The sequence below is a fragment of the Rhodococcus sp. 05-2254-6 genome, from assembly GCF_002258565.1.
Taxonomy (GTDB): domain Bacteria; phylum Actinomycetota; class Actinomycetes; order Mycobacteriales; family Mycobacteriaceae; genus Rhodococcoides.
This window is the reverse complement of record NZ_NOZF01000195.1, coordinates 4,630-24,152: the sequence shown is the minus strand read 5'-3', so window position 1 is coordinate 24,152 and position 19,523 is coordinate 4,630. Positions and strand designations below refer to the sequence as shown.

Sequence of the window (19,523 nt, the reverse complement as noted above, 5' to 3'; positions counted from 1 at the left end):
ATAGACGATGACCGACACGACTGCGCACCGACACACCGATACGCCCCCGGATCTGCCTCGATGGATCGCAGCTCGCAGCGACGCCGAGCTGATCAGGGCCATGTCGCTGCGTCCGGATCTGACCGCGCCGCCGCCCGCATCCCTTGCCGTACTGGCCGGACGGGCCGAGCAGCGCCGATCGATCCTGCACACCGCGGACACCCTCGACACCCTCGCTCTGACGGTCCTCGAGATCCTCGCCATCGAAGAGGCGTACGAGCGGCCCGTCACCCGCGCCGCGCTGCTGGCCGTGGTCGCCAAACGCGCACCGGCCAAGAGCGTGGACAAGGCACTGTCCCAGCTGCGCGAACGCCTGCTGGTGTGGGGCGATGCAGCAGGCTTCCGCATCAGCGCCGCAGCGGCGGACGCGGTGCCGTGGCGCATCGGTCGCGCACTCGACCCGGTGGACAACCTCACCGAGGCCCACATCACCGCGGCCCTGGCCGAACTCGGTGACGGCGAACGCGGCCTTCTCGATACCCTCGCCAGATCGTCCCCCACCGGCCGCACCCGCGACGCCGCACCGGGCACGCCGCCGGACCGACCCGTCCAGAAGCTGCTCGCCGCAGGTCTGCTGATCTGGTTGGACGAACAAACCGTCGAGCTGCCCGTCCAAGTGGGCCAGATCCTGCGCGGCGAACCGATGTCGGACCCGCGCTCGCTCGCCGAACCCAAACTCGACACCAGCTCGTATTCGCTCGCCGACGTCGACGCCGCTGCCGCAGGAGAGGCACTGGAGCTGGGTCGGCACTGCGTCGCGGTGATCGAGGCACTGTCCGCTTCGCCTGCACCCGCCCTCAAGGCGGGCGGACTGGGAGTGCGCGAGCTCCGCAAGATCACCAAGGCCACCGGCCTCGACGACGATCGAGTGAGCGTTCTCGTCGAGTTGCTGGCCGCCGCCCACCTCATCTCGAGCGGAACACCGGACCCGGTTCCTGCGTCCGACAACGGCGACGACTACTGGGCCCCGACACCGGCGGTCGAGGCCTGGCTCACCGCCGCCCCGGCAGCGCGCTGGCACACCCTGGCCTCGGCCTGGCTCGAAGTTCCGCGGGCACCCTGGGTCATCGGAATGCGTGACCCCAACGACAAACCCATCGCCGCCCTGTCCGAGGAAGTCCGCTCTCCGGCCGCACCGCGGGATCGACGCATGATCCTGGAATTGCTCGCAGAACTCGGCAGTGGACACGCAGCGCAGCCCGCCGACTTCGCGCGCACCCTGGCCTGGCGTCGACCCCGGTGGTCCGGGCGCTTCGGCGTCACACCCGTCGGACATGTTCTCGCCGAAGCGACCGCTCTCGGCATCGTCGCTCGCGGGGCGATCTCGACCCCGGGCCGCTCCCTGCTGCACGACGGCAATGCCGAGGCAGACATGCGTGCTGCCCTGCCCGAGCCCATCGACTACGTCCTGGTGCAAGCCGACCTCACGTTGGTGGCGCCCGGCCCGCTCGAGCCGGACCTGCAGGATCGAATCGAACTGGTCGCCGACGTGGAATCCGCGGGCGCAGCCACGATGTACCGGATCAGCGACACCAGCCTGCGCCGCGCTCTCGATGTGGGACTGACCGCCTCCGAGCTGCACGCGTTGTTCGCCACCCACTCGAGAACGCCGGTGCCGCAGGCTCTGACCTACCTGATCGACGACGTGGCTCGTCGGCACGGCCGCCTGCGCGCAGGCGTCGCCGCGTCGTTCGTCAGGTGCGAGGACCCGGCACTGCTGGCCGAGGTGATGGCATCCCCGGCAGCCGAATCGTTGGCCCTGCGAGCGCTGGCTCCGACCGTCGCGATCTCACAGGCCCCGCTCGCCGAAGTACTGACGGTCCTGAGCGGAGCAGGATTCGCGCCTGCGGGCGAGGACTCGTCCGGCACCATCGTCGATCTGCGTGCCCGCGGGTCGAGGGTGTCGGCGCGGCGGCCACGCCAGGCGTTCCGCACTCCGGCCGTCCCCACCGAGGAACAGCTGGGTTCGTTGGTGCGCGGGATGCGCGCTGCCGACAGAGCGGCAGGCAACGGCGGCGCCGTGGTGCGCGCCGACGGGTCTCGGGCCAGCAGCACCGCGACGATGACGCTCCTGCAGACCGCGGCGAAGGTCAAACGGAGCGTGAGCATCGGCTACGTCGACGCCCAGGGCGTGGCGACCCATCGCATCGTCGATCCGATCAGCATCGGCGGTGGCCAACTCGACGCGTTCGACCCCGCCACCGGTGGGGTTCGGCGCTTCACCCTGCACCGGATCACCTCGGTCGCATTGGTCGAGTAGACCGGGCTCACGTGCACGCACGCCCCTACCTGTGGACAATGGAGAAGTTGCGCTCTTTCGGGCGCAGCAGATGTCTCTAGGAGGAACCGTGACCGACGGCCCGCTGATCGTCCAGTCCGACAAAACGCTGTTGCTCGAGGTCGATCACGAACTCGCGGGTGCAGCGCGGGCGGCCATCGCACCGTTCGCGGAGCTCGAACGTGCCCCCGAGCACGTGCACACCTATCGCATCACCCCGCTGGCACTGTGGAACGCCCGTGCCGCCGGCCACGACGCCGAACAGGTGGTCGACGCGCTGGTGAATTTCTCGCGTTACGCAGTGCCGCAGCCGCTGCTGGTCGACATCGTCGACACGATGGCACGCTACGGCCGGTTGCAGTTGGTCAAGAGCCCGGTGCACGGCCTGGTGCTGATCAGCCTGGACCGCGCGGTGCTCACAGAGGTGATGCGCCACAAGAAGATTGCGCCCATGCTCGGCGCGATGGTCGACGAGGACACGGTGATCGTGCATCCGAGCGAACGCGGCCACGTGAAGCAGATGTTGCTCAAGATCGGCTGGCCCGCCGAGGACCTCGCCGGCTACGTCGACGGCGAAGCTCACCCCATCGAGCTCGACACCGAGGGCGGCAACTGGACGCTGCGCGACTACCAGGAGATGGCAGCAGATTCCTTCTGGGCCGGCGGCTCGGGAGTCGTCGTACTGCCCTGCGGCGCAGGCAAGACGATGGTCGGCGCGGCCGCTATGGCCAGAGCCAAGGCCACCACGCTGATTCTGGTCACCAACACCGTCGCCGGTCGGCAGTGGAAGCGCGAACTCATTGCACGCACCTCGCTCACCGAGGAGGAGATCGGCGAGTATTCGGGCGAGCGCAAGGAGATTCGCCCTGTGACAATCGCCACGTACCAGGTGATCACGCGTCGTACCAAGGGTGAGTACAAGCACCTCGAACTCTTCGATTCCCGCGACTGGGGATTGGTGATCTACGACGAGGTGCATCTGCTCCCCGCGCCGGTGTTCCGCATGACAGCCGATCTGCAGTCGCGTCGACGCCTCGGCCTCACCGCGACGCTCGTCCGCGAGGACGGCCGCGAGGGCGACGTCTTCTCGCTGATCGGGCCCAAGCGCTACGACGCACCGTGGAAGGACATCGAGGCACAGGGCTGGATCGCGCCGGCCGAGTGCATCGAGGTTCGCGTCACCCTCACCGATGCCGAGCGCATGTCGTACGCCGTGGCCGAGCCCGAGGAGCGCTACAAGCTGTGCTCGACGGCGCACACGAAGATCGCCGTCGTGAAATCGATCCTCGCCAAACACCAAGATGCTCCGACGCTGGTCATCGGCGCCTACCTCGACCAGTTGAACGAGCTCGGTGAAGCGCTGAACGCTCCGGTCATTCAGGGCTCGACCAAGAACAAGGAACGTGAAGTGCTGTTCGACGCGTTCCGCAAGGGCGAGATCCAGACGCTCGTGGTGAGCAAGGTGGCGAACTTCTCGATCGACCTTCCGGAAGCCTCTGTGGCAGTCCAGGTTTCGGGAACGTTCGGCTCCAGGCAGGAAGAGGCTCAGCGCCTGGGCCGACTGCTCCGGCCGAAGCACGACGGTGGTCAGGCGCACTTCTACTCGGTGGTCTCCCGCGACACCCTCGACGCCGAGTACGCAGCCCACCGTCAGCGCTTCCTCGCCGAACAGGGCTACGCGTACCGCATCACCGACGCGGACGATCTGCTCGGTCCGGCGATCTGAGACTTCGGGTCGGCTCGGTGCCGTGCTAGGAATACCTGTGTGCGCAAGTTCGAGTTCCCTGTAGACGTAGCCCACGCGAAGTCGGTCAACGAGACGTTCACCGAGCTTCGCCGGTTGCGGGCATCCGCAGCGCTCACCGCCGTGTTCCTCATCGCACTGGGAGCGTGGTTCATCTGGATCGCCGCCCCGTGGTCGTACATCCTCGGCGCGGTGTTCCTGATCGCGGCGGCCACCTCGCTCTGGGTGATGCTGTGGGCACCCCGAAAGATGGGTTCCATCGAATCACAATATGGCGCAGGCGATCTGGTGCCGGCGGTGGTGGCCGAGAAGTTACCGGGTGGAGCGACGCTACTGGCCCTGGTCGACATCGCGAAGCCCGGGGTGGACGAGCCGCATTATGTGCTGATCACCCGCGTCGTACGGGCCCTGCCCGGACACGCCGTCGAGCGGGGCGCACAGGTTCCCGCGGTGTCGGTTCTCGCGGACCGTGGCCGAAACACCGGCGGGCGAGCGTGGCAGTTGGCCTCGGTGATGCCCATCGCCTGGGGAACCACCGATCCGGCGGTCATCGCACGCGCCACCCGGGAGATCACCGAGGGCGAGTGGGCGTTGTTGCACGCCAACATCGGCCTGTCGGAGAAGGTCCGCACGGCCAAGAACCAGCAGTTGCTCATCGACCCGGCGGATCTTCCCGACGACCTGCGCTAGAGCCTGCAGCGACCCACTAGGCCAGTGCGGCGATCACGTCCCGCTCGAAGAGTTCGATACCGGAGCGTTCGTAGGCCGCTTCGGGGAAATAGAAGATGCCGTACGTCATCCCTTGTTCCTGCAGTGCCGTCAGGTTCTCCACGATCTGCTCAGGAGTTCCCACTGCGGGCATGCCGCGGTACGCGGCGAGTGCGCTGTGGGCCTTCTCCGCACCCACGTACTCGGTCAGACGAGCCTCGAGGGCGCGCAGCTTGTCTTCCACCTCGGCCTCGGTCGCCGCGACGACGACGTTGTAGTTCGCCGAGCGGACGATGGCATCGAAGTCGGTACCCACTGCTGCGCAATGCTCGCGCAGCAGAGCGGATTTGGCGGCGAAACCGGCGGGGGTTCCGTCGAAGTTGGTGTAGTTCGCGTACTTCGCGGCGATCTTCAGAGTCACCTTCTCCCCGCCGCCCGCGATCCACAGCGGGATGCCTCCCTCCTGCAACGGCAGGGGCCGCACCACGGCACCGTCGATCTCGTAGTACTTTCCGTCCAGGAACACTTCTCCGGCCGTCCATGCCTGCTTGAAGATCTGCACGCCCTCGTCGAGCCTGCCCAATCGCTCTCCGGCAGAGGGGAACCCGTAGCCGTAGGCGCGGAACTCGTGCTCGTGCCAGCCGCCTCCGATGCCCATCTCGACGCGTCCTCCGGAGATGATGTCGACTGTGGCAGCAACTTTGGCGAGGTATGCCGGGTTACGGTACGACATCGCGGTGCACATCTGGCCGAGCCGGATTCGCGACGTGGTCGCGGCCAGAGCGGACATCAGCGACCAGGCCTCGTGCGTCGCCTCGTCGGTTGCGGTGGGAACGGTGTGGAAGTGGTCGTAGACCCACAAGGATTCCCACGGACCGGCCTCGGCAGCGAGCGCGTGATCGCGCATCGCACTCCAGTGCTGGGCAGGGTCGATGCCGACGAGATCGAGACGCCACCCCTGTGGCACGAACAATCCGAATCGCATGACAGGCACAGTACAGACGCAGGGCGAAAGACCGGTTGCGGTCTGTGAACTACGCTGCAGGAATGTCCGAGTTGTTCCCCTCGCGCACAGTGGCACGGTTGCGCCCGTTCGCGTCGACGATCTTCGCTGAGATGACCGCACTCGCCGTGGAGAAGAAGGCCGTCAACCTCGGGCAGGGCTTCCCCGACACCGACGGCCCACCAGCCATGCTCGAGACCGCGCGTGAGGCCATCGCGAGCGGCCTCAACCAGTACTCCCCCGGCCCCGGCATGCCGGTGCTTCGCGCGGCCATCGCCGACGACAGGGCCGCCCGATTCGGTCTGCGCTACGACCCCGATTCGCAGATACTCGTCACCGTCGGTGCCACCGAGGCGATCTCGGCGACACTTCTCGGCCTGATCGAGTCAGGTGACGACGTCCTGCTGATCGAACCGTTCTACGACTCCTACGCGGCCGCCATCGCACTCGCCGGTGCCACTCGAACCGCCGTGCCACTGGTGTCCGACGGCAACGGATGGACCGTCGACACCGACGCCCTCGAACGCGCCATCGGGCCCCGCACCCGCATGCTGATCGTCAATTCCCCGCACAACCCCACCGGCACGGTCTTCGACCGGGACACCATGATCCGCATCGCCGACATCGCGGTCACCCACGATCTGCTGGTCCTCACCGACGAGGTCTACGAGCACCTCACCTTCGACGGCACGGTGCACACGCCGATCGCGACACTGCCCGGGATGTTCGAGCGCACCGTCACGGTGTCGAGTGCCGCCAAAACCTTCAACGCCACCGGATGGAAGACGGGCTGGGCGCTGGGGCCTGCCGAATTGATCGACGCCGTCCGCGCGGCCAAACAGTTCATGACCTTCGTCGGCGGCACTCCCTTCCAACCGGCCGTCGCCTACGCGCTCGAGCACGAGCAGGCGTGGATAGCGCAGATGCGCGACGGCCTGCAACGCAAGCGAGACACACTCTCGGCCGCTCTGGCAGCGACAGGTGCCGATGTGAAGTACAGCGCAGGAACGTATTTCGTCTGTGCCGACATCGCACCGATCGGACGCGGTGACGCCTACGAGTTCTGCCGCTCCCTGCCGGATCTGGTGGGCGTCGCGGCGGTTCCGGTCACGGCGTTCGTCGACGAGCCGACTCCATGGAAGTCGTTGGTGCGCTTCGCTTTCTGCAAGCAGGACAAGGTTCTCGCCGACGCGGCCGAGAGGCTACGGAAGTTGTGACTGCGCAACCGACGATCCCGGCCTACTTCGTCAGGCAGGCCGTCGACCTCGCGACGAGGAGCGGGGTCGACCTGACCTACCCGCTGTCGATGGCCGGCATCGGATCCACCATCCTCGACAATCCGGCCGAGCGTCTGACCACCCGGCAGGTCACCGCATTCACCCAGGCGGTCTGGACGATGACCGGCGACGAACTGTTCGGTCTCGCTGCAGTACCGGTGCGGCGCGGCAGCTTTCGCGTGGTGTGCCAGACCCTCATACACACCGAGAACCTGCAGGCCGCACTGATTCGAATGTCCGAGACCATGCGGGTACTGATACCGGTACGCCCCATGACGATCGATCGAACCGAAGAATCCACGGTCCTGACGGTGCACGTCACACCCACCACCCACCTGAGCCCGGAAGGCAACGAACTCGCCGAGCGACTGCTGACCGACTTCCTGCTGATCCTGCTGCACCGATTCGCGGCGTGGCTCATCGGCAACCGGGTCAAGCTTCTGTCGGTGCAACTGCCCTACGCGCTGCCGGGCCCCGAGGCGGGAAAGATGTACGACGCCATCTTCGGAACCCACGTGGAGTTCGGAACCGAGCTCGCCACACTGGAATTCGACAGCGCGGTGATGCGGGCACCGATCGTGCAGACCGAGGCGACTCTGGCGGAGTATCTCGCGGAGTCGCCCAATCTGCTGTTCTCGTCCCGAGATTACGACAGCACTGCGTCGAGCCAGGTTCGCCGCGCCCTGGAAACCGGATTCAAAGGTGGCGCACCGGGAACCGACGAAATCGCGGCGATGCTGAACATCAGCCCGCCACACCTGCGCCGAATTCTTCGGCAGGAGGGCACCTCCATCAACCAACTGCGCGAAGAAGTGCTGCGCGATGCAGCCATCTCCGGACTGAGCCGCGGAGACAGCGTCGACGACATCTCGACCAGGTTGGGGTTCTCCGAGCCCAGCGCCTTCCGCCGAGCCTTCAAGCGATGGACCGGCCAGACCCCCGGCTCGTACCGTCTCAGCTGACGCAGAACTCGTTGCCCTCGGGATCGATCATGGTGATCCAGGCACTGGGGCCCTGATGTCCTCGATGCAGTACCGACGCGCCCCGTGCTTCCAGTTGTGTGACCACCGATTCACGCTCGTCGCCGACGCGAATGTCGAGGTGCAGCCGATTCTTCACCGATTTCGGCTCGGCCACCGACTGGAACAGCACCCGCGGGCTGCCGGGCGACTCGGGATCGGTGATTCCCGCGCCCGCCTGCCACACGAGAACACCCTCGAACGTGGTTGTGTCCTCCTCGCGCGCATGCCCCGCGGCGACCATCTCCCGAATGAAGTCCTCGTTGCTGGGTTCGGACTGCCAACCCAGCGTCTGCGCCCACCACTTCGCCAGCGCATGCGGGTTCGCACTGTCGACGACTACCTGAAATCGATATCCCATGACGGCACGCTACCGCCGTTCGCTGGAAATGGGAACACACGTTCGATACAGTGACGGTCATGTCGCTCGCCATGCAGGGCTCGTTGTTCGGTGACGCCGACGGTGGCGTCGGGTCGCTCGAGTCCGTCACCCGTCGCGAACTCACACTCGGGGCGTGGGTGGACGTTCGGCCGGGCTGGTTGTCCGATACCCACCTGTTCGATTCACTGGTGGACTCCGTCGATTGGCGGGCCGAGCGCAGGCAGATGTACGACCGCGTGGTCGATGTCCCGCGCCTGGTTCGGTTCTACGCCGAGCGCGAGCGGTGGCCCGACGCCGCACTCTACGACGCACGCGATGCCCTCGACGAGCACTACCGCGCCGAACTCGGAGAATCGTTCACCACCGCCGGACTGTGCTACTACCGCGACGGATCCGACAGCGTCGCCTGGCACGGGGACAACATCGGTCGCAGCGCTACCGAGGACACCATGGTTGCGATCGTATCCCTCGGTGCCTCACGGCAACTCATGCTCCGACCGCGCGGCGGTGGAACGTCGTTGAAGTTCACGCTCGGTCACGGCGACCTGGTGGTGATGGGTGGCTCGTGTCAACGAACCTGGGAACATGCCGTCCCCAAGTCCACCCGCGCGACCGGCCCACGCATCAGCGTGCAGTTCCGACCGCGCGGGGTCCGCTAGCGCGAGGCCCGGCGCTTCTCCACCGCGGCCGCAAGTGTGTCCAATTGCGTTGCCGTGGTGGCCCAGTCGAGGCACGCGTCGGTGATCGACTGCCCGTACAGCAGATCGTCACGGTGGCCCAGCTCGAGATCCTGACGCCCCGCGACCAGGAAGCTCTCGAGCATCAGACCGACGATGCCGTGTTCGCCTGCCGCGACCCGTGCTGCCACGTCGGTGACCACGTCGACCTGCTTGTTGTGGTCCTTGCGGCTGTTGCCGTGGCTGGCGTCGATGACGACTCGCTCCGGCAGACCCGACTTACGCAGGCGTGCAACGGTATCGGCGACCGATTCGGCATCGTAGTTCGGCCCGTCGACGCCGCCGCGCAGAATGACGTGACAGTCCGGGTTTCCTACGGTGCGGATCAGAGCCGCCTGGCCGTCGAGGTCGGTGCCGGGGAAGACGTGGCTCGCGGCGGCAGCACGGGTGCCGTCGACCGCGACCTGGATGTCGCCCTCGGTGGAGTTCTTGATCCCCACCGGCATCGACAACGCACTGCACAGCTGGCGATGCACCTGACTGGCCGCAGTCCGCGCACCGATGGCGCCGTAGCTGACCAGGTCTGCGATGTACTGCGGGGTGATCGGGTCGAGGAACTCGCACCCGACCGGCAGACCGAGCGCGGAAATATCGAGCAGCAGTTGACGTCCCACGCGCAGGCCGGCATTGATGTCGAAGCTGCCGTCGAGGTGCGGATCGTTGATCAATCCCTTCCACCCGAGCGTCGTCCTCGGCTTCTCGACGTAGACCCGCATGACGATGTGCAGTCGATCGCCCAGTTCGGACGCCTTGGCCGCGAGGCGTCGGGCGTAGTCGAGGGCAGCATCGGTGTCGTGCACCGAGCACGGGCCGACGACGACGATCAGTCGATCGTCACGGCCGTCCAGCACGTCGACCACGCCGGCGCGGCCGCTTCTGACGGTGGCAGAGATGGCGTCGTCCACTGCATGGTCGCGGCGAAGCACCGACGGAGCAACCAGCGGACTGATGCTGATGGTCCGCTGATCATCGAGAGGTGGGGTGTCGAGAGAGAGTGTCATGACGGGTCGTTCCTGTTCCCAGGCCGGCTCCTCATGCTCCACACGCACTTCGAGCCGGTCTGTATCCGGCTCGTGGGGTGGAGGGTCAGCGCATGGCGTCGCTGGCTGACCCACCCGGGGCCGGCCTGCTAAACCAGAAATACGTGCGCTGCATGAAAAGCACCGTAGCAGATTCGCCGTCGATGCATCTATGCTCGTCCCTGCAGTCGGTTCGCCAGGTGTCCATGAGGAGCCCCGAAGTTCACCACGGCGTCGAAGCGATGCGCGGCAGTTCCGGCGCATCGTGAGAGGGAACCCGGTGAGAATCCGGGACTGTCCCGCAGCGGTATGCAGGAACGACCGCCGTCACCACAAGCACTGAAGAAGCCTCTTCGGGAAGCGACGGCCAGTAGGAGTGGGCTTCTCGTCCACGCGCCCGCGAGTCCGAATACCTGCCGTCTGTGCTGCGCACGCCGTGCGCAGCGGTTCACCGCCTCGTGGAATGGGCGCGTAACCCTGGTTCGGCTGCTCGTGGGGCTCTCCGGGATGTGCGCGTCCGAGAAGGCGGTGCACCGTCGATGCAGCAGTCACCTGGAGACCAACCGTGAGTATCGAATTCACTGCCACCGTGCTCGGCTCGGCCCGTATCGGACCGAACCGAGAACTGAAGAAAGCCGTCGAAAACTACTGGGCCGGAGGGCTCGACGCCGTCGGACTCGAAGCCGTCGCGCGGACATTGCGCGAGAACACCTGGCGAGAACTCGCTGCCGCCGGAGTCGATTCCGTTCCGGTGAACACCTTTTCGTACTACGACCACATGCTCGACACAGCTGTGCTTCTCGGAGCGCTGCCACCGCGAGTGACGGGACTGGGCACCGAGCTGGACCGGTACTTCGCGGCAGCCCGCGGCACCGACACCGTCGCACCGCTCGAGATGACCAAGTGGTTCGACACCAACTACCACTATCTCGTCCCGGAGATCTCCCCCGACACCACCTTCTCCCTGCACTCGGAGAAGGTAGTGGACGATGTGAAGGAGGCTGTAGCACTCGGCATTTCGGCCCGACCGGTGATCATCGGACCGATCACGTTCCTGCTCCTGTCCAAGGCAGTCGGCGGCAGCGCCCCTCTGCTGGACCGCCTCGACGAGATCCTGCCGCTGTATGCGGAGCTGCTGACGACACTCGCCGATGCCGGAGCCGAGTGGGTCCAGATCGACGAACCTGCGCTCGTGGCCGATCGCACCCAGAGCGAGATCGAGTCCGCGAAGAAGGCCTACGACTTTCTGAGCGCAGTGTCGACCAGGCCTGCCATAGTGCTGGCGTCGTACTTCGGTGACCTCGGCGCTGCGCTGCCCGTGCTCGCATCGACCGGAGTCGAGGGATTCTCGATCGATCTGACGGTGCCGGGCACCGTCGAGCAGATTGCCGTGGTACCTGCGCTGGCGGGCAAGCACATAGTCGCGGGCATCGTGGACGGGCGCAACATCTGGCGGACGGATCTCGACAAGGCACTGGCAACGTTGGCGAGCCTGTTGGGTAGTGCAGGCTCGCTTGCGGTGTCGAGTTCGTGCTCGCTGCTGCATGTTCCGTACACCCTCGACGCAGAGACCGACATCGTCGATCCGCTCCGATCCTGGTTGGCGTTCGGTGCCGAGAAAGTCGCCGAGGTGACACTCCTCGCCCGAGCGCTGCGAGACGGGACCGAATCGGTGTCGTCCGAGCTCGAGCAGGCCCGCAATGCGCTCGAGACCCGTCGTACCGACCCGCGCCTGCACGACTCGGAAATCCGAGCACGCATGGAGGCGGGTGTCTCCGTCGACCGCACCCCGGCCGAGGAACGTCGTCGAGCACAGGCCGTGCGGCTGGACCTGCCGTCGTTGCCGACGACCACCATCGGCTCGTATCCACAGACGACGCAGATACGACGTGCTCGGGCAGCGCTGCGAACCGGCGCGATCGACGATGCCGAGTACGCATCCCGGATGCGGTCCGAGATCGCCGATGTCGTTGCACTGCAGGACAAGATCGGACTCGACGTGCTGGTGCACGGCGAGCCCGAGCGAAACGACATGGTGCAGTATTTCGCCGAACGACTCAGCGGCTTCGCAGCGACGTCGAACGGCTGGGTCCAGTCGTACGGAACTCGATGCGTTCGGCCGCCGATTCTGTACGGCGACGTCTCGCGTCCCGAGCCCATGACCGTGCAGTGGTCGGAGTATGCCCAGTCCCTCACCGACAAGCCGGTCAAAGGCATGCTGACCGGCCCGGTGACGATTCTGGCGTGGTCGTTCGTCCGAGACGACCGACCGTTGGAAGAGTCCGCAGCCCAGATCGCACTGGCGATTCGGGACGAGACGATCGATCTGGAGGCAGCGGGCATACGCATCGTCCAGGTGGACGAACCTGCCCTTCGCGAACTGCTACCGCTGCGTGCGAAAGATACAGCGGCGTACCTGGAATGGGCAGTGCGGTCGTTCAAGATCTCGACCTCCGGTGTCGCCGACGACACGCAGATTCACACGCATCTGTGCTACTCGGAATTCGGTGAGATCATCGACGCGATCGTCGCCCTGGACGCGGACGTGACGTCGATCGAGGCGGCCCGCTCACACATGGAGGTACTCGACGATCTGAACTCCGTCGGCTTCGACCTCGGCGTCGGCCCCGGCGTGTACGACATCCACTCACCGCGGGTGCCCAGTTGCGAAGAGATCACCGAGTCACTGCAGGCGGCACTGAAAGCGGTTCCCGCCGAACGACTCTGGGTCAATCCCGACTGCGGGCTCAAGACCCGCGGGCCGGCCGAGGTGGAACGGTCACTGACGAACATGGTGCGGGCGGCGGCCGCGCTGCGCTGACACCGGGTGAGCGGAACCTCGACCCCTGCTACGAAGTTCCGCTCACCTGCGTCGCCGGATACAGGCTAGGCTTACCTGCCTACGTCCGACTGTGAAAGAGAACGAAGTGAAACGTCTACTCCTGGCCACCACGATCGTCGCGGTCACCGCACTGACCACCGTTGCCTGCGGCGGCACCGCCGAGCAGACGGCCACTCCCTCCACCAGCGCTGCGTCCGGAACCGACAACGCCACCTCGGACGCTCCCGGCCCCACCGGCATCCCCGACGGCATGGGTTCGGGTGCCGCGGACGGAGTGTTCCCCCGCACGGTCGGCCACTTCGGCGGCTCCACCGAGATTCCCGCCGAACCGAAGAAGATCGTCGTCATCGCCACCGGTCAGCTCGACGCAGCCCTCACTCTGGGCGTCGTACCCACCGGAGTCGCCTACGGAGACGGTGCCGCTCTGGTCCCGGACTACATCAGCTTCTCGTTTCCGCAGTACGCGGACCGGATGGACCGGTTCGTCGACGTCGGCAACCGGCAAGAGGTCGACATCGAGGCCATCGCCGCCATCGAACCGGATCTCATCCTGGCGAACGAGGCCGGCTCCGAGGACATCTACTCGACGCTGTCGACCATCGCGCCGACCGTACTCACCGAGGGCACCGGAGTGAACTGGAAACAGGACTTCCTGCTTCTCGCCGACGCGTTGGGCCGCACCGAGCAAGCACAGAGCTTCGTCGACACCTTCGCCTCCGATGCTGCGGCACTGGGTGATTCGTTCGCGAGCGGTGGCGCACCCACGGTCTCGTTCGTCCGCTTCACCGCCGACCGGGCACGCGTGTTCGGCATCCCGTCGTTCGCGGGCTACATCGCCTGGGACGCCGGACTGGCCCGACCGGAAAGCCAGCAATTCGACAAGACCTCGCAGGACTTCAGCGAGGAAGAAATCCAACTGGCGAACGCGGACTGGGTGTTCGTCTCCAGCCAGGACGCCGAAGCCGACTCGAGCGCCGCGTCGTACACCACCAACCCGCTGTGGACCGGAATGAGCGCGGCCACCGAGAACCACATCGTCCGAGTCGACGACGACCCGTGGTACCTCAACGCAGGCCCGACGGCGGCAACCATCGTGCTCGACGGCCTGAAGAACGCGCTGCAGAACTGACCCCGACGTGCGCGGAACCTCGTAGCAGGCTACGAGGTTCCGCTCACATCGGACAGGTAGGTTGCGCACAACTCAACCGTGCACTACCGTTCATGAAGTGACCAACGAACTCGCACTCGACCGTCAGGTGTGTTTCGCGTTGTATTCCGCTTCGCGGGCTACCACCGCGGTGTACCGCCCGATGCTCGACGAACTCGGAGTCACGTACCCGCAGTACCTCGTACTGCTGGTGCTGTGGGAGAAGGACGGCCGCGGCGTCAAGGACATCTGCGCCGAACTCGATCTCGACACCGGCACTCTGTCCCCGATGCTCAAGCGGCTCGAAGGTCTCGGATTCATCGAGCGCCGACGCCTGAGCACCGACGAACGCCGCGTCGAGATCCACCTCACCGAGGCCGGAAGTGCCATGCGCACCAAGGCACTCGACATTCCACGCAAGCTCGCCGAGAAGACCGGCATGAACGTCGACGATCTCGTCAAGCTCAAGGAGTCGCTCGACGCATTGACGAGCGCTCTGCATCACACCGATTCCGGCAAGACAGAAGGAGCATCATGAAGACCATCTACACCGCCGAGGCACTGGCCACCGGTGAAGGCCGCAACGGCCACGCCCGCACGTCCGACGGACGCCTCGATCTCGATCTCGCCATCCCAGAGGCCATGGGCGGCAGCGGCAACGGCACCAACCCCGAGCAGCTCTTCGCCGCCGGCTACGCCGCATGCTTCCACTCCGCACTGCAGATGGTGGCACGTCAGGACAAGGCCGACGTCACCGATTCGGCCGTCGGCGCTCGTGTCGACATCGGCCCCAACGACGCAGGCGGCTTCCAGCTCGCCGTCACCCTCGAGGTGACGCTGCCGAACCTGAGCCGCGAGAACGCACAGGCATTGGCCGACAAGGCCCACCAGGTGTGCCCGTACTCCAACGCCACCCGCGGCAACATCGACGTCACCGTCACGGTCACCGAAGACGAGTAGGGAGACACCATGAAGGCACACGAAATTCACCTCGCGTCCCGCCCACAAGGCTGGCCGACGGAGGACAACTTTCGCGCGGAGGTCGTCGATCTCCCGGAGCTCGCCGACGGGCAGATCCTCGTCCGCAACATCGTGATGTCGGTCGATCCGTACATGCGCGGCCGGATGAACGACGTCAAGTCGTACGTCCCACCGTTCCAGCTCGACGCTCCGCTCGACGGCGGCGCAGTCGGCGAGGTCGTCGAGTCCAAGGCCGAGGGCTTCGCTGTCGGCGACGCCGTTCTGCACGGCAAGGGGTGGCGCGATCTCGCCGTCGTCCCGGCGAAGGGCGCAAGCAAGGTCGACCTCGACGCCGCGAAGGCCTCGGCATACCTCAGCGCACTCGGAATGACCGGCACGACGGCGTACGCAGGCCTGACCGACGTCGCGTCGTTCAGGGAAGGCGACGTCGTGTTCGTGTCCGGTGCAGCCGGTGCCGTCGGATCGCTCGTCGGCCAGATCGCCAAGGCACTCGGCGCATCTCGGGTCATCGGCAGTGCGGGCTCACCCGCCAAGGTGGCTCGCTTGCTCGAGCTCGGTTTCGACGCGGCATTCGATTACCACGACGGCCCGGTTGCCGAGCAGCTCCGCAAGGCGGCACCCGACGGCATCGATGTGTACTTCGACAACGTCGGCGGCGAGCATCTCGAAGCTGCCATCGGTTCGATGAACAAGTACGGCCGAATTGCCATGTGCGGAGCCATCGCTCAGTACAACTCCACCGAGCCGACGCCCGCGCCGCGCAATCTCGCGCTGGCCATCGGCAAGGAACTGACGCTCAAGGGTTTCATCGTCGGCTCCTACGCGCACCTCACCGAGGAATTCCGCACGAAGATGACCCAGTGGTTGGACAGTGGCGCAATCGAATTCGACGAGACAGTCGTCGACGGTCTGGAGAACGCTCCGTCGGCGTTCATCGGACTGATGAAGGGTGAGAACACCGGCAAGATGGTCGTCACCATCTGAGTCGGACCCGAAAGGTTCTACCGCAGTCCACACCCCGGTCGGAATTTCCGACCGGGGTGTTTCCATGCTCGAGCGGTTAGAGTCGATGCATGCCCGCCGCTCCCCTGCCGTTGCGCGACGGTCTCGACCCCACCCGGGTGCGAATGCCGGACAAGGCAACCGGGGTGACCGTGCTCGAGCATCTACGCGCCCGGTTCCCCCAGGACGCAGCCAGGCTGACCGAGAAGGTCGCCGGCGGCGAGATCGTCGACGCGGCAGGCGTACCCATCGATTCGACGACGGTCGCGAAACCGCGATCGGACATCTATCTCTACCGCGATCCGCCGGTGGAGCCGACGGTGCCGTTCTCCCTCGACGTCCTTCACCAGGACGAAAACCTGCTCGTCGTCGACAAGCCGCACTTTCTGGCCACCACCCCACGCGGTGCCTACGTCGCGCGATCTGCCCTCGTCCTGCTCCGACGCCGGTTCGACCTGCCCGAGCTGAGTCCGGCGCATCGCCTGGACCGCCTCACCGCCGGCGTTCTGGTGTTCACCGTCAGGCAGCAGGCTCGGCGGCCGTACCAGGAGTTGTTCACTCAACGCGCGATCACCAAGCAGTACGACGCCATCGCCCCACTCGCCCAGGACATGGACTTTCCGCTGACCGTACGCAGCCGAATCATCAAGGAACGCGGCGTCCTTCAGGCTCGTGAGGTACCCGGCGAGCCCAACGCGGACACTTTCGTAGAACTCGTCGACACGCTCGGAACCCACGGCCTGTACCGATTGCATCCTCGAACCGGAAAGACCCACCAACTTCGAGTTCACATGTGCTCGTTGGGAATTCCGATCGTCGGCGACAATTTCTACCCGGCGTTCCGCGATGTCGCCGACGACGATTACTCCGACCCCCTCCGCCTGTTGGCCCGTTCGATCGAGTTCGTCGATCCGCTCAGCGGCCTGGTTCGACGGTTCGAGAGCGATCGGAGTCTCGAACCACCTGCGATGCAGCAGATTCGGCCGTGACGTCGGCGATCTCGGCGGTACGCACCGTGATGCGATGCGAGATGACTGCGAGCGCGAACAATCCGATCGCAACGTTGACCAGCGCGGCAAATCCTTCCTGAGCGAAGTCCACGAGAGCGTTGAGCAAAGTGAATATCAACGCGGACACTCGGAGGATGCGCAAAGGCCAGAGCGGGCCTTCCGGGCGCAACCGCAGCATCGCCGGCAGCGCCGTGGCGAAGGTGAGGCAGGCACTGACGAACAGGATCCCGCTGGCAATTCCCATGCCGTCGATGTCGATCGACAGATCGCGCCGATCGATGTCCAGGTCCCCGATCACGAGTTCGACGATTCCGAACACCACTCCGGCCCCGGAGAGCAGAACCAGTCCCCAGCCGACGACGGGAATCCACCGAGGGCTGGTGAAGAAGGCGGGGATCAGCCGGGGAACGAAGTTCCACAGCGAGTGAGTCCGCGACGTCGACGAACGACAGCGACCGAGCAACAGTCTGATCCCGGCCACGGTGTCCGCGTCGGCCCCCTCTGCCTCGGCGCGCGCGAGCATCCGTAACGCCCAGTCGCGCCGATGCTCGGGCAGTCCGTGCGCGACGCCGTCGGCGGCGATCGCAGCCGCATTGGCCAGAGATTCGTCGACCGAGGGCCGGCGGAACTCCCGGACGATCCTGCTGAACACCAACAGCAGGACCACCAGGACGTACATGATCTCCGACGAGGGTCCGTAGAAATAGTCGTTGTCCTTGGTGACGAATTTGCCGACTTCGTCGAGGAACAACCCGAATCCGATCCCACCGAGCAGCACCGTGAACACCCGAACGCCGAACCCGATGAACATCCACCCGATCAGCAGCGCGAGCATCATCGCCGCTCCGCCGTACAGGGCATGAGCGATGTGCAGCGACTTTCCCCCTACCTGGGGATAGTGGGTCAGCTCCAGGTATGCCCTGGTGATCAGAATGGTCGCGATGGCCACGACCATGAATGCCTCGGATGCGGGGCTGCCGTAGGCATCGCGAATCATGCCACTGCGGTATGTGGTCCCCGAACGACCCGTCATCGATCGATTATGTGCCGCCTGCCGTCGCCCGCGGGCCGTTTTCGCGGGCCGTTTTCGCCCCTCGATGTTTCCTGGGTTGACAAACCTCGTTGCCGAAACTGCAATGGAGTCATGGACGACACGAACAAGGGTCTGGACGAGGTCATCGCAGGCCTCGGTCCCCGCCTCAAGCGCATCAGGATGGAGAAGAACACCACCCTGGCATCACTGTCGGACACCACGGGAATTTCGATCAGCACACTGTCACGGCTCGAGTCCGGTGACCGCAAGCCCAGCCTCGAATTGCTGTGGCCCATCGCTCGCGCCCATCAGATGAAACTCGACGATCTGGTGACTGCGCCTCCCGTGGCGGACCCTCGGGTGCGCACCACGGCCACCGTTCGCGAACATGTGACGATCCTTCACCTGACGCTGCGTCCCGGCGGCCTACAGGCGTACAAGCTCCTGATCCGCCCGGAGAGCTCGGAGCCACGCCCCCGAACCCACGAGGGGTACGAGTGGTTCTACGTCCTCGACGGCACCCTTCGCCTCATTCTCGGCGAGCACGATCTGACGATGAAGGCCGGTGAGGCAGCAGAATTCGACACTCGTGTGCCGCACTGGTTCGGCGCCGTCGGAAACCGGCCGGTCGAGCTTCTGAGCCTGTTCGGACCCCAGGGCGAGCGGATGCACGTGCGGGCGAAACCGACGGTATGAAATGTCATGTCCGTGTGAGACAGTGAAGCCCGCTCGACCCAAGGAACCGCTTCGGTCATCCGCACCGACCACACCATCTCGAGGAAAATGATGACCGACAGACTGCCCGAATCGCCTGCATCTCGCACTCACGTGGACATCGCAACCGGCGTGCTCATCGGGATCCACGGCGGCTCCGTCGCCGACGCCATCGACGAGCTGTTCACGACCGCGAGGAATCACCGGGTCAGTCTGTTCGAGCTCTCTCGCACACTCATCACCGTCGCGGAGGGCCGCGACATCGAGCGATCCTCCGCAACCGATGCGGTGTACGAGGTGTGGGGCTCGGCACTCGGCCGTCGAGGCGCGGAGACGACCTTCGGTATGGTCACCGATTCCGCAGCTGTCTGATCGACCCTGGGGCGTCAGCCGCGAACGGATGGATCGCTGCGTAGCTCGGGAAAGCGCGCCGTCATCGCATCGATGTGTCGGTACATTTCGTACAGCTCGGTCCGGAGCGCCGACGCCTCGGACTCGAATGCTCGGGCACGGGATTCGGCGCGATCCGCGCGAGCTCGAAATGCCTTGGACTGCGCCAGTTCGATGGAGGCCGAACACATCGAGACG

At 65.7% G+C, this 19,523-nt stretch carries 19 protein-coding genes and 1 riboswitch; of the genes, 14 read left to right on the top strand and 5 right to left on the bottom strand.

The genetic code is table 11. The features are described from left to right. The first annotated feature begins 7 nt into the window (after nucleotides 1-7). The 3 genes from CH256_RS27395 to CH256_RS27385 all read left to right on the top strand — a co-directional run bounded on the left by CH256_RS27395 (nucleotide 8) and on the right by CH256_RS27385 (nucleotide 4,751). Nucleotides 8-2,299, top strand: a complete 2,292-nt coding sequence (locus CH256_RS27395; protein WP_094671543.1) for a helicase-associated domain-containing protein — start codon at nucleotides 8-10, stop codon at nucleotides 2,297-2,299. Nucleotides 2,300-2,387: 88 nt separating this feature from the next. Beyond that, complete coding sequence (locus CH256_RS27390) at nucleotides 2,388-4,043, top strand: DNA repair helicase XPB (RefSeq protein ID WP_094639782.1); 1,656 nt, start codon at nucleotides 2,388-2,390, stop codon at nucleotides 4,041-4,043. A gap of 39 nt (nucleotides 4,044-4,082) precedes the next feature. Next, complete coding sequence (locus tag CH256_RS27385) at nucleotides 4,083-4,751, top strand: DUF3239 domain-containing protein (protein WP_068047891.1); 669 nt, start codon at nucleotides 4,083-4,085, stop codon at nucleotides 4,749-4,751. Between the two features lie 16 nt (nucleotides 4,752-4,767). Here CH256_RS27385 and CH256_RS27380 read toward each other — a convergent pair whose 3' ends face one another. Beyond that, on the bottom strand, nucleotides 4,768-5,754 hold the full coding sequence (locus CH256_RS27380) for an LLM class F420-dependent oxidoreductase (RefSeq protein ID WP_068047895.1): 987 nt from the start codon (nucleotides 5,752-5,754) through the stop codon (nucleotides 4,768-4,770). 62 nt (nucleotides 5,755-5,816) lie between these two features. Here CH256_RS27380 and CH256_RS27375 point away from each other — a divergent pair, with 62 nt between their 5' ends. Continuing rightward, nucleotides 5,817-6,989, top strand: coding sequence for a pyridoxal phosphate-dependent aminotransferase (locus tag CH256_RS27375; RefSeq protein ID WP_094639781.1), 1,173 nt, complete (start codon nucleotides 5,817-5,819; stop codon nucleotides 6,987-6,989). Continuing rightward, on the top strand, nucleotides 6,986-8,011 hold the full coding sequence (locus CH256_RS27370) for an AraC family transcriptional regulator (protein ID WP_094639371.1): 1,026 nt from the start codon (nucleotides 6,986-6,988) through the stop codon (nucleotides 8,009-8,011). The genes CH256_RS27375 and CH256_RS27370 overlap by 4 nt, the downstream gene beginning before the upstream one ends. On the opposite strand, the gene CH256_RS27365 is transcribed toward CH256_RS27370, so the two are convergent. Next, nucleotides 8,004-8,429 (bottom strand): VOC family protein, encoded by a 426-nt coding sequence (locus CH256_RS27365; RefSeq protein WP_094671541.1) that lies wholly within the window; start codon nucleotides 8,427-8,429, stop codon nucleotides 8,004-8,006. The two genes, CH256_RS27370 and CH256_RS27365, sit on opposite strands and share 8 nt — an antisense overlap. Before the next feature lie 59 nt (nucleotides 8,430-8,488). On the opposite strand from CH256_RS27365, the gene CH256_RS27360 reads away from it, so the two are divergent. Then, on the top strand, nucleotides 8,489-9,109 hold the full coding sequence (locus tag CH256_RS27360; protein WP_068047907.1) for an alpha-ketoglutarate-dependent dioxygenase AlkB: 621 nt from the start codon (nucleotides 8,489-8,491) through the stop codon (nucleotides 9,107-9,109). Here CH256_RS27360 and CH256_RS27355 read toward each other — a convergent pair. Next, on the bottom strand, nucleotides 9,106-10,188 hold the full coding sequence (locus tag CH256_RS27355; protein WP_094671560.1) for a 3-deoxy-7-phosphoheptulonate synthase: 1,083 nt from the start codon (nucleotides 10,186-10,188) through the stop codon (nucleotides 9,106-9,108). The genes CH256_RS27360 and CH256_RS27355 overlap by 4 nt on opposite strands. A gap of 239 nt (nucleotides 10,189-10,427) precedes the next feature. Then, nucleotides 10,428-10,641, top strand: a riboswitch (cobalamin riboswitch). A gap of 130 nt (nucleotides 10,642-10,771) precedes the next feature. Between CH256_RS27355 and metE the strand changes: the two genes are divergently transcribed. The 6 genes from metE (at nucleotide 10,772) to CH256_RS27325 (ending at nucleotide 17,167) form a co-directional block, all read left to right on the top strand. After that, nucleotides 10,772-13,027: a 5-methyltetrahydropteroyltriglutamate--homocysteine S-methyltransferase gene (metE, locus tag CH256_RS27350; RefSeq protein WP_094671539.1), complete on the top strand. Its 2,256-nt coding sequence runs from the start codon at nucleotides 10,772-10,774 to the stop codon at nucleotides 13,025-13,027. A gap of 106 nt (nucleotides 13,028-13,133) precedes the next feature. Next, on the top strand, nucleotides 13,134-14,177 hold the full coding sequence (locus CH256_RS27345; protein WP_094639780.1) for an ABC transporter substrate-binding protein: 1,044 nt from the start codon (nucleotides 13,134-13,136) through the stop codon (nucleotides 14,175-14,177). 97 nt (nucleotides 14,178-14,274) lie between these two features. Continuing rightward, on the top strand, nucleotides 14,275-14,733 hold the full coding sequence (locus tag CH256_RS27340; protein ID WP_068047913.1) for a MarR family winged helix-turn-helix transcriptional regulator: 459 nt from the start codon (nucleotides 14,275-14,277) through the stop codon (nucleotides 14,731-14,733). After that, the gene (locus CH256_RS27335; RefSeq protein WP_027495882.1) at nucleotides 14,730-15,155 is read left to right on the top strand and encodes an organic hydroperoxide resistance protein; all 426 of its coding nucleotides are present in this window, start codon (nucleotides 14,730-14,732) and stop codon (nucleotides 15,153-15,155) included. The genes CH256_RS27340 and CH256_RS27335 overlap by 4 nt, the downstream gene beginning before the upstream one ends. A gap of 9 nt (nucleotides 15,156-15,164) precedes the next feature. Next, nucleotides 15,165-16,160, top strand: a complete 996-nt coding sequence (locus CH256_RS27330; protein ID WP_068047916.1) for an NADP-dependent oxidoreductase — start codon at nucleotides 15,165-15,167, stop codon at nucleotides 16,158-16,160. Between the two features lie 89 nt (nucleotides 16,161-16,249). Continuing rightward, entirely contained in the window at nucleotides 16,250-17,167 is a 918-nt protein-coding gene (locus CH256_RS27325) for a pseudouridine synthase (RefSeq protein WP_094671537.1), read from the top strand. Here the strand turns inward: CH256_RS27325 and CH256_RS27320 are convergent. Then, a complete protein-coding gene (locus CH256_RS27320; RefSeq protein ID WP_231893858.1) occupies nucleotides 17,094-18,221 on the bottom strand; it encodes a hypothetical protein in 1,128 nt (375 codons plus the stop codon). The two genes, CH256_RS27325 and CH256_RS27320, sit on opposite strands and share 74 nt — an antisense overlap. 111 nt (nucleotides 18,222-18,332) lie before the next feature. Between CH256_RS27320 and CH256_RS27315 the strand changes: the two genes are divergently transcribed. Next, nucleotides 18,333-18,917, top strand: coding sequence for a helix-turn-helix domain-containing protein (locus CH256_RS27315; RefSeq protein WP_094671535.1), 585 nt, complete (start codon nucleotides 18,333-18,335; stop codon nucleotides 18,915-18,917). 90 nt (nucleotides 18,918-19,007) lie between these two features. After that, the gene (locus CH256_RS27310) at nucleotides 19,008-19,307 is read left to right on the top strand and encodes an ANTAR domain-containing protein (protein WP_143536687.1); all 300 of its coding nucleotides are present in this window, start codon (nucleotides 19,008-19,010) and stop codon (nucleotides 19,305-19,307) included. Between the two features lie 14 nt (nucleotides 19,308-19,321). Here the strand turns inward: CH256_RS27310 and CH256_RS27305 are convergent. Continuing rightward, nucleotides 19,322-19,523 (bottom strand): hypothetical protein (locus tag CH256_RS27305; protein WP_179272256.1); only part of this gene is annotated, 202 nt, incomplete at its 5' end.

What these genes read in the sequence shown, in the direction of transcription:
- CH256_RS27395 (WP_094671543.1), top strand. Translation starts at nt 8, where the DNA reads ATGACCGACACGACTGCGCACCGACACACCGATACGCCCCCGGATCTG.
- CH256_RS27380 (WP_068047895.1), bottom strand. Translation starts at nt 5,754, where the DNA reads ATGCGATTCGGATTGTTCGTGCCACAGGGGTGGCGTCTCGATCTCGTC.
- CH256_RS27375 (WP_094639781.1), top strand. Translation starts at nt 5,817, where the DNA reads ATGTCCGAGTTGTTCCCCTCGCGCACAGTGGCACGGTTGCGCCCGTTC.
- CH256_RS27365 (WP_094671541.1), bottom strand. Translation starts at nt 8,429, where the DNA reads ATGGGATATCGATTTCAGGTAGTCGTCGACAGTGCGAACCCGCATGCG.
- CH256_RS27360 (WP_068047907.1), top strand. Translation starts at nt 8,489, where the DNA reads ATGTCGCTCGCCATGCAGGGCTCGTTGTTCGGTGACGCCGACGGTGGC.
- CH256_RS27355 (WP_094671560.1), bottom strand. Translation starts at nt 10,188, where the DNA reads ATGACACTCTCTCTCGACACCCCACCTCTCGATGATCAGCGGACCATC.
- CH256_RS27335 (WP_027495882.1), top strand. Translation starts at nt 14,730, where the DNA reads ATGAAGACCATCTACACCGCCGAGGCACTGGCCACCGGTGAAGGCCGC.
- CH256_RS27330 (WP_068047916.1), top strand. Translation starts at nt 15,165, where the DNA reads ATGAAGGCACACGAAATTCACCTCGCGTCCCGCCCACAAGGCTGGCCG.
- CH256_RS27325 (WP_094671537.1), top strand. Translation starts at nt 16,250, where the DNA reads ATGCCCGCCGCTCCCCTGCCGTTGCGCGACGGTCTCGACCCCACCCGG.
- CH256_RS27320 (WP_231893858.1), bottom strand. Translation starts at nt 18,221, where the DNA reads ATGACGGGTCGTTCGGGGACCACATACCGCAGTGGCATGATTCGCGAT.
- CH256_RS27315 (WP_094671535.1), top strand. Translation starts at nt 18,333, where the DNA reads ATGGACGACACGAACAAGGGTCTGGACGAGGTCATCGCAGGCCTCGGT.
- CH256_RS27310 (WP_143536687.1), top strand. Translation starts at nt 19,008, where the DNA reads ATGACCGACAGACTGCCCGAATCGCCTGCATCTCGCACTCACGTGGAC.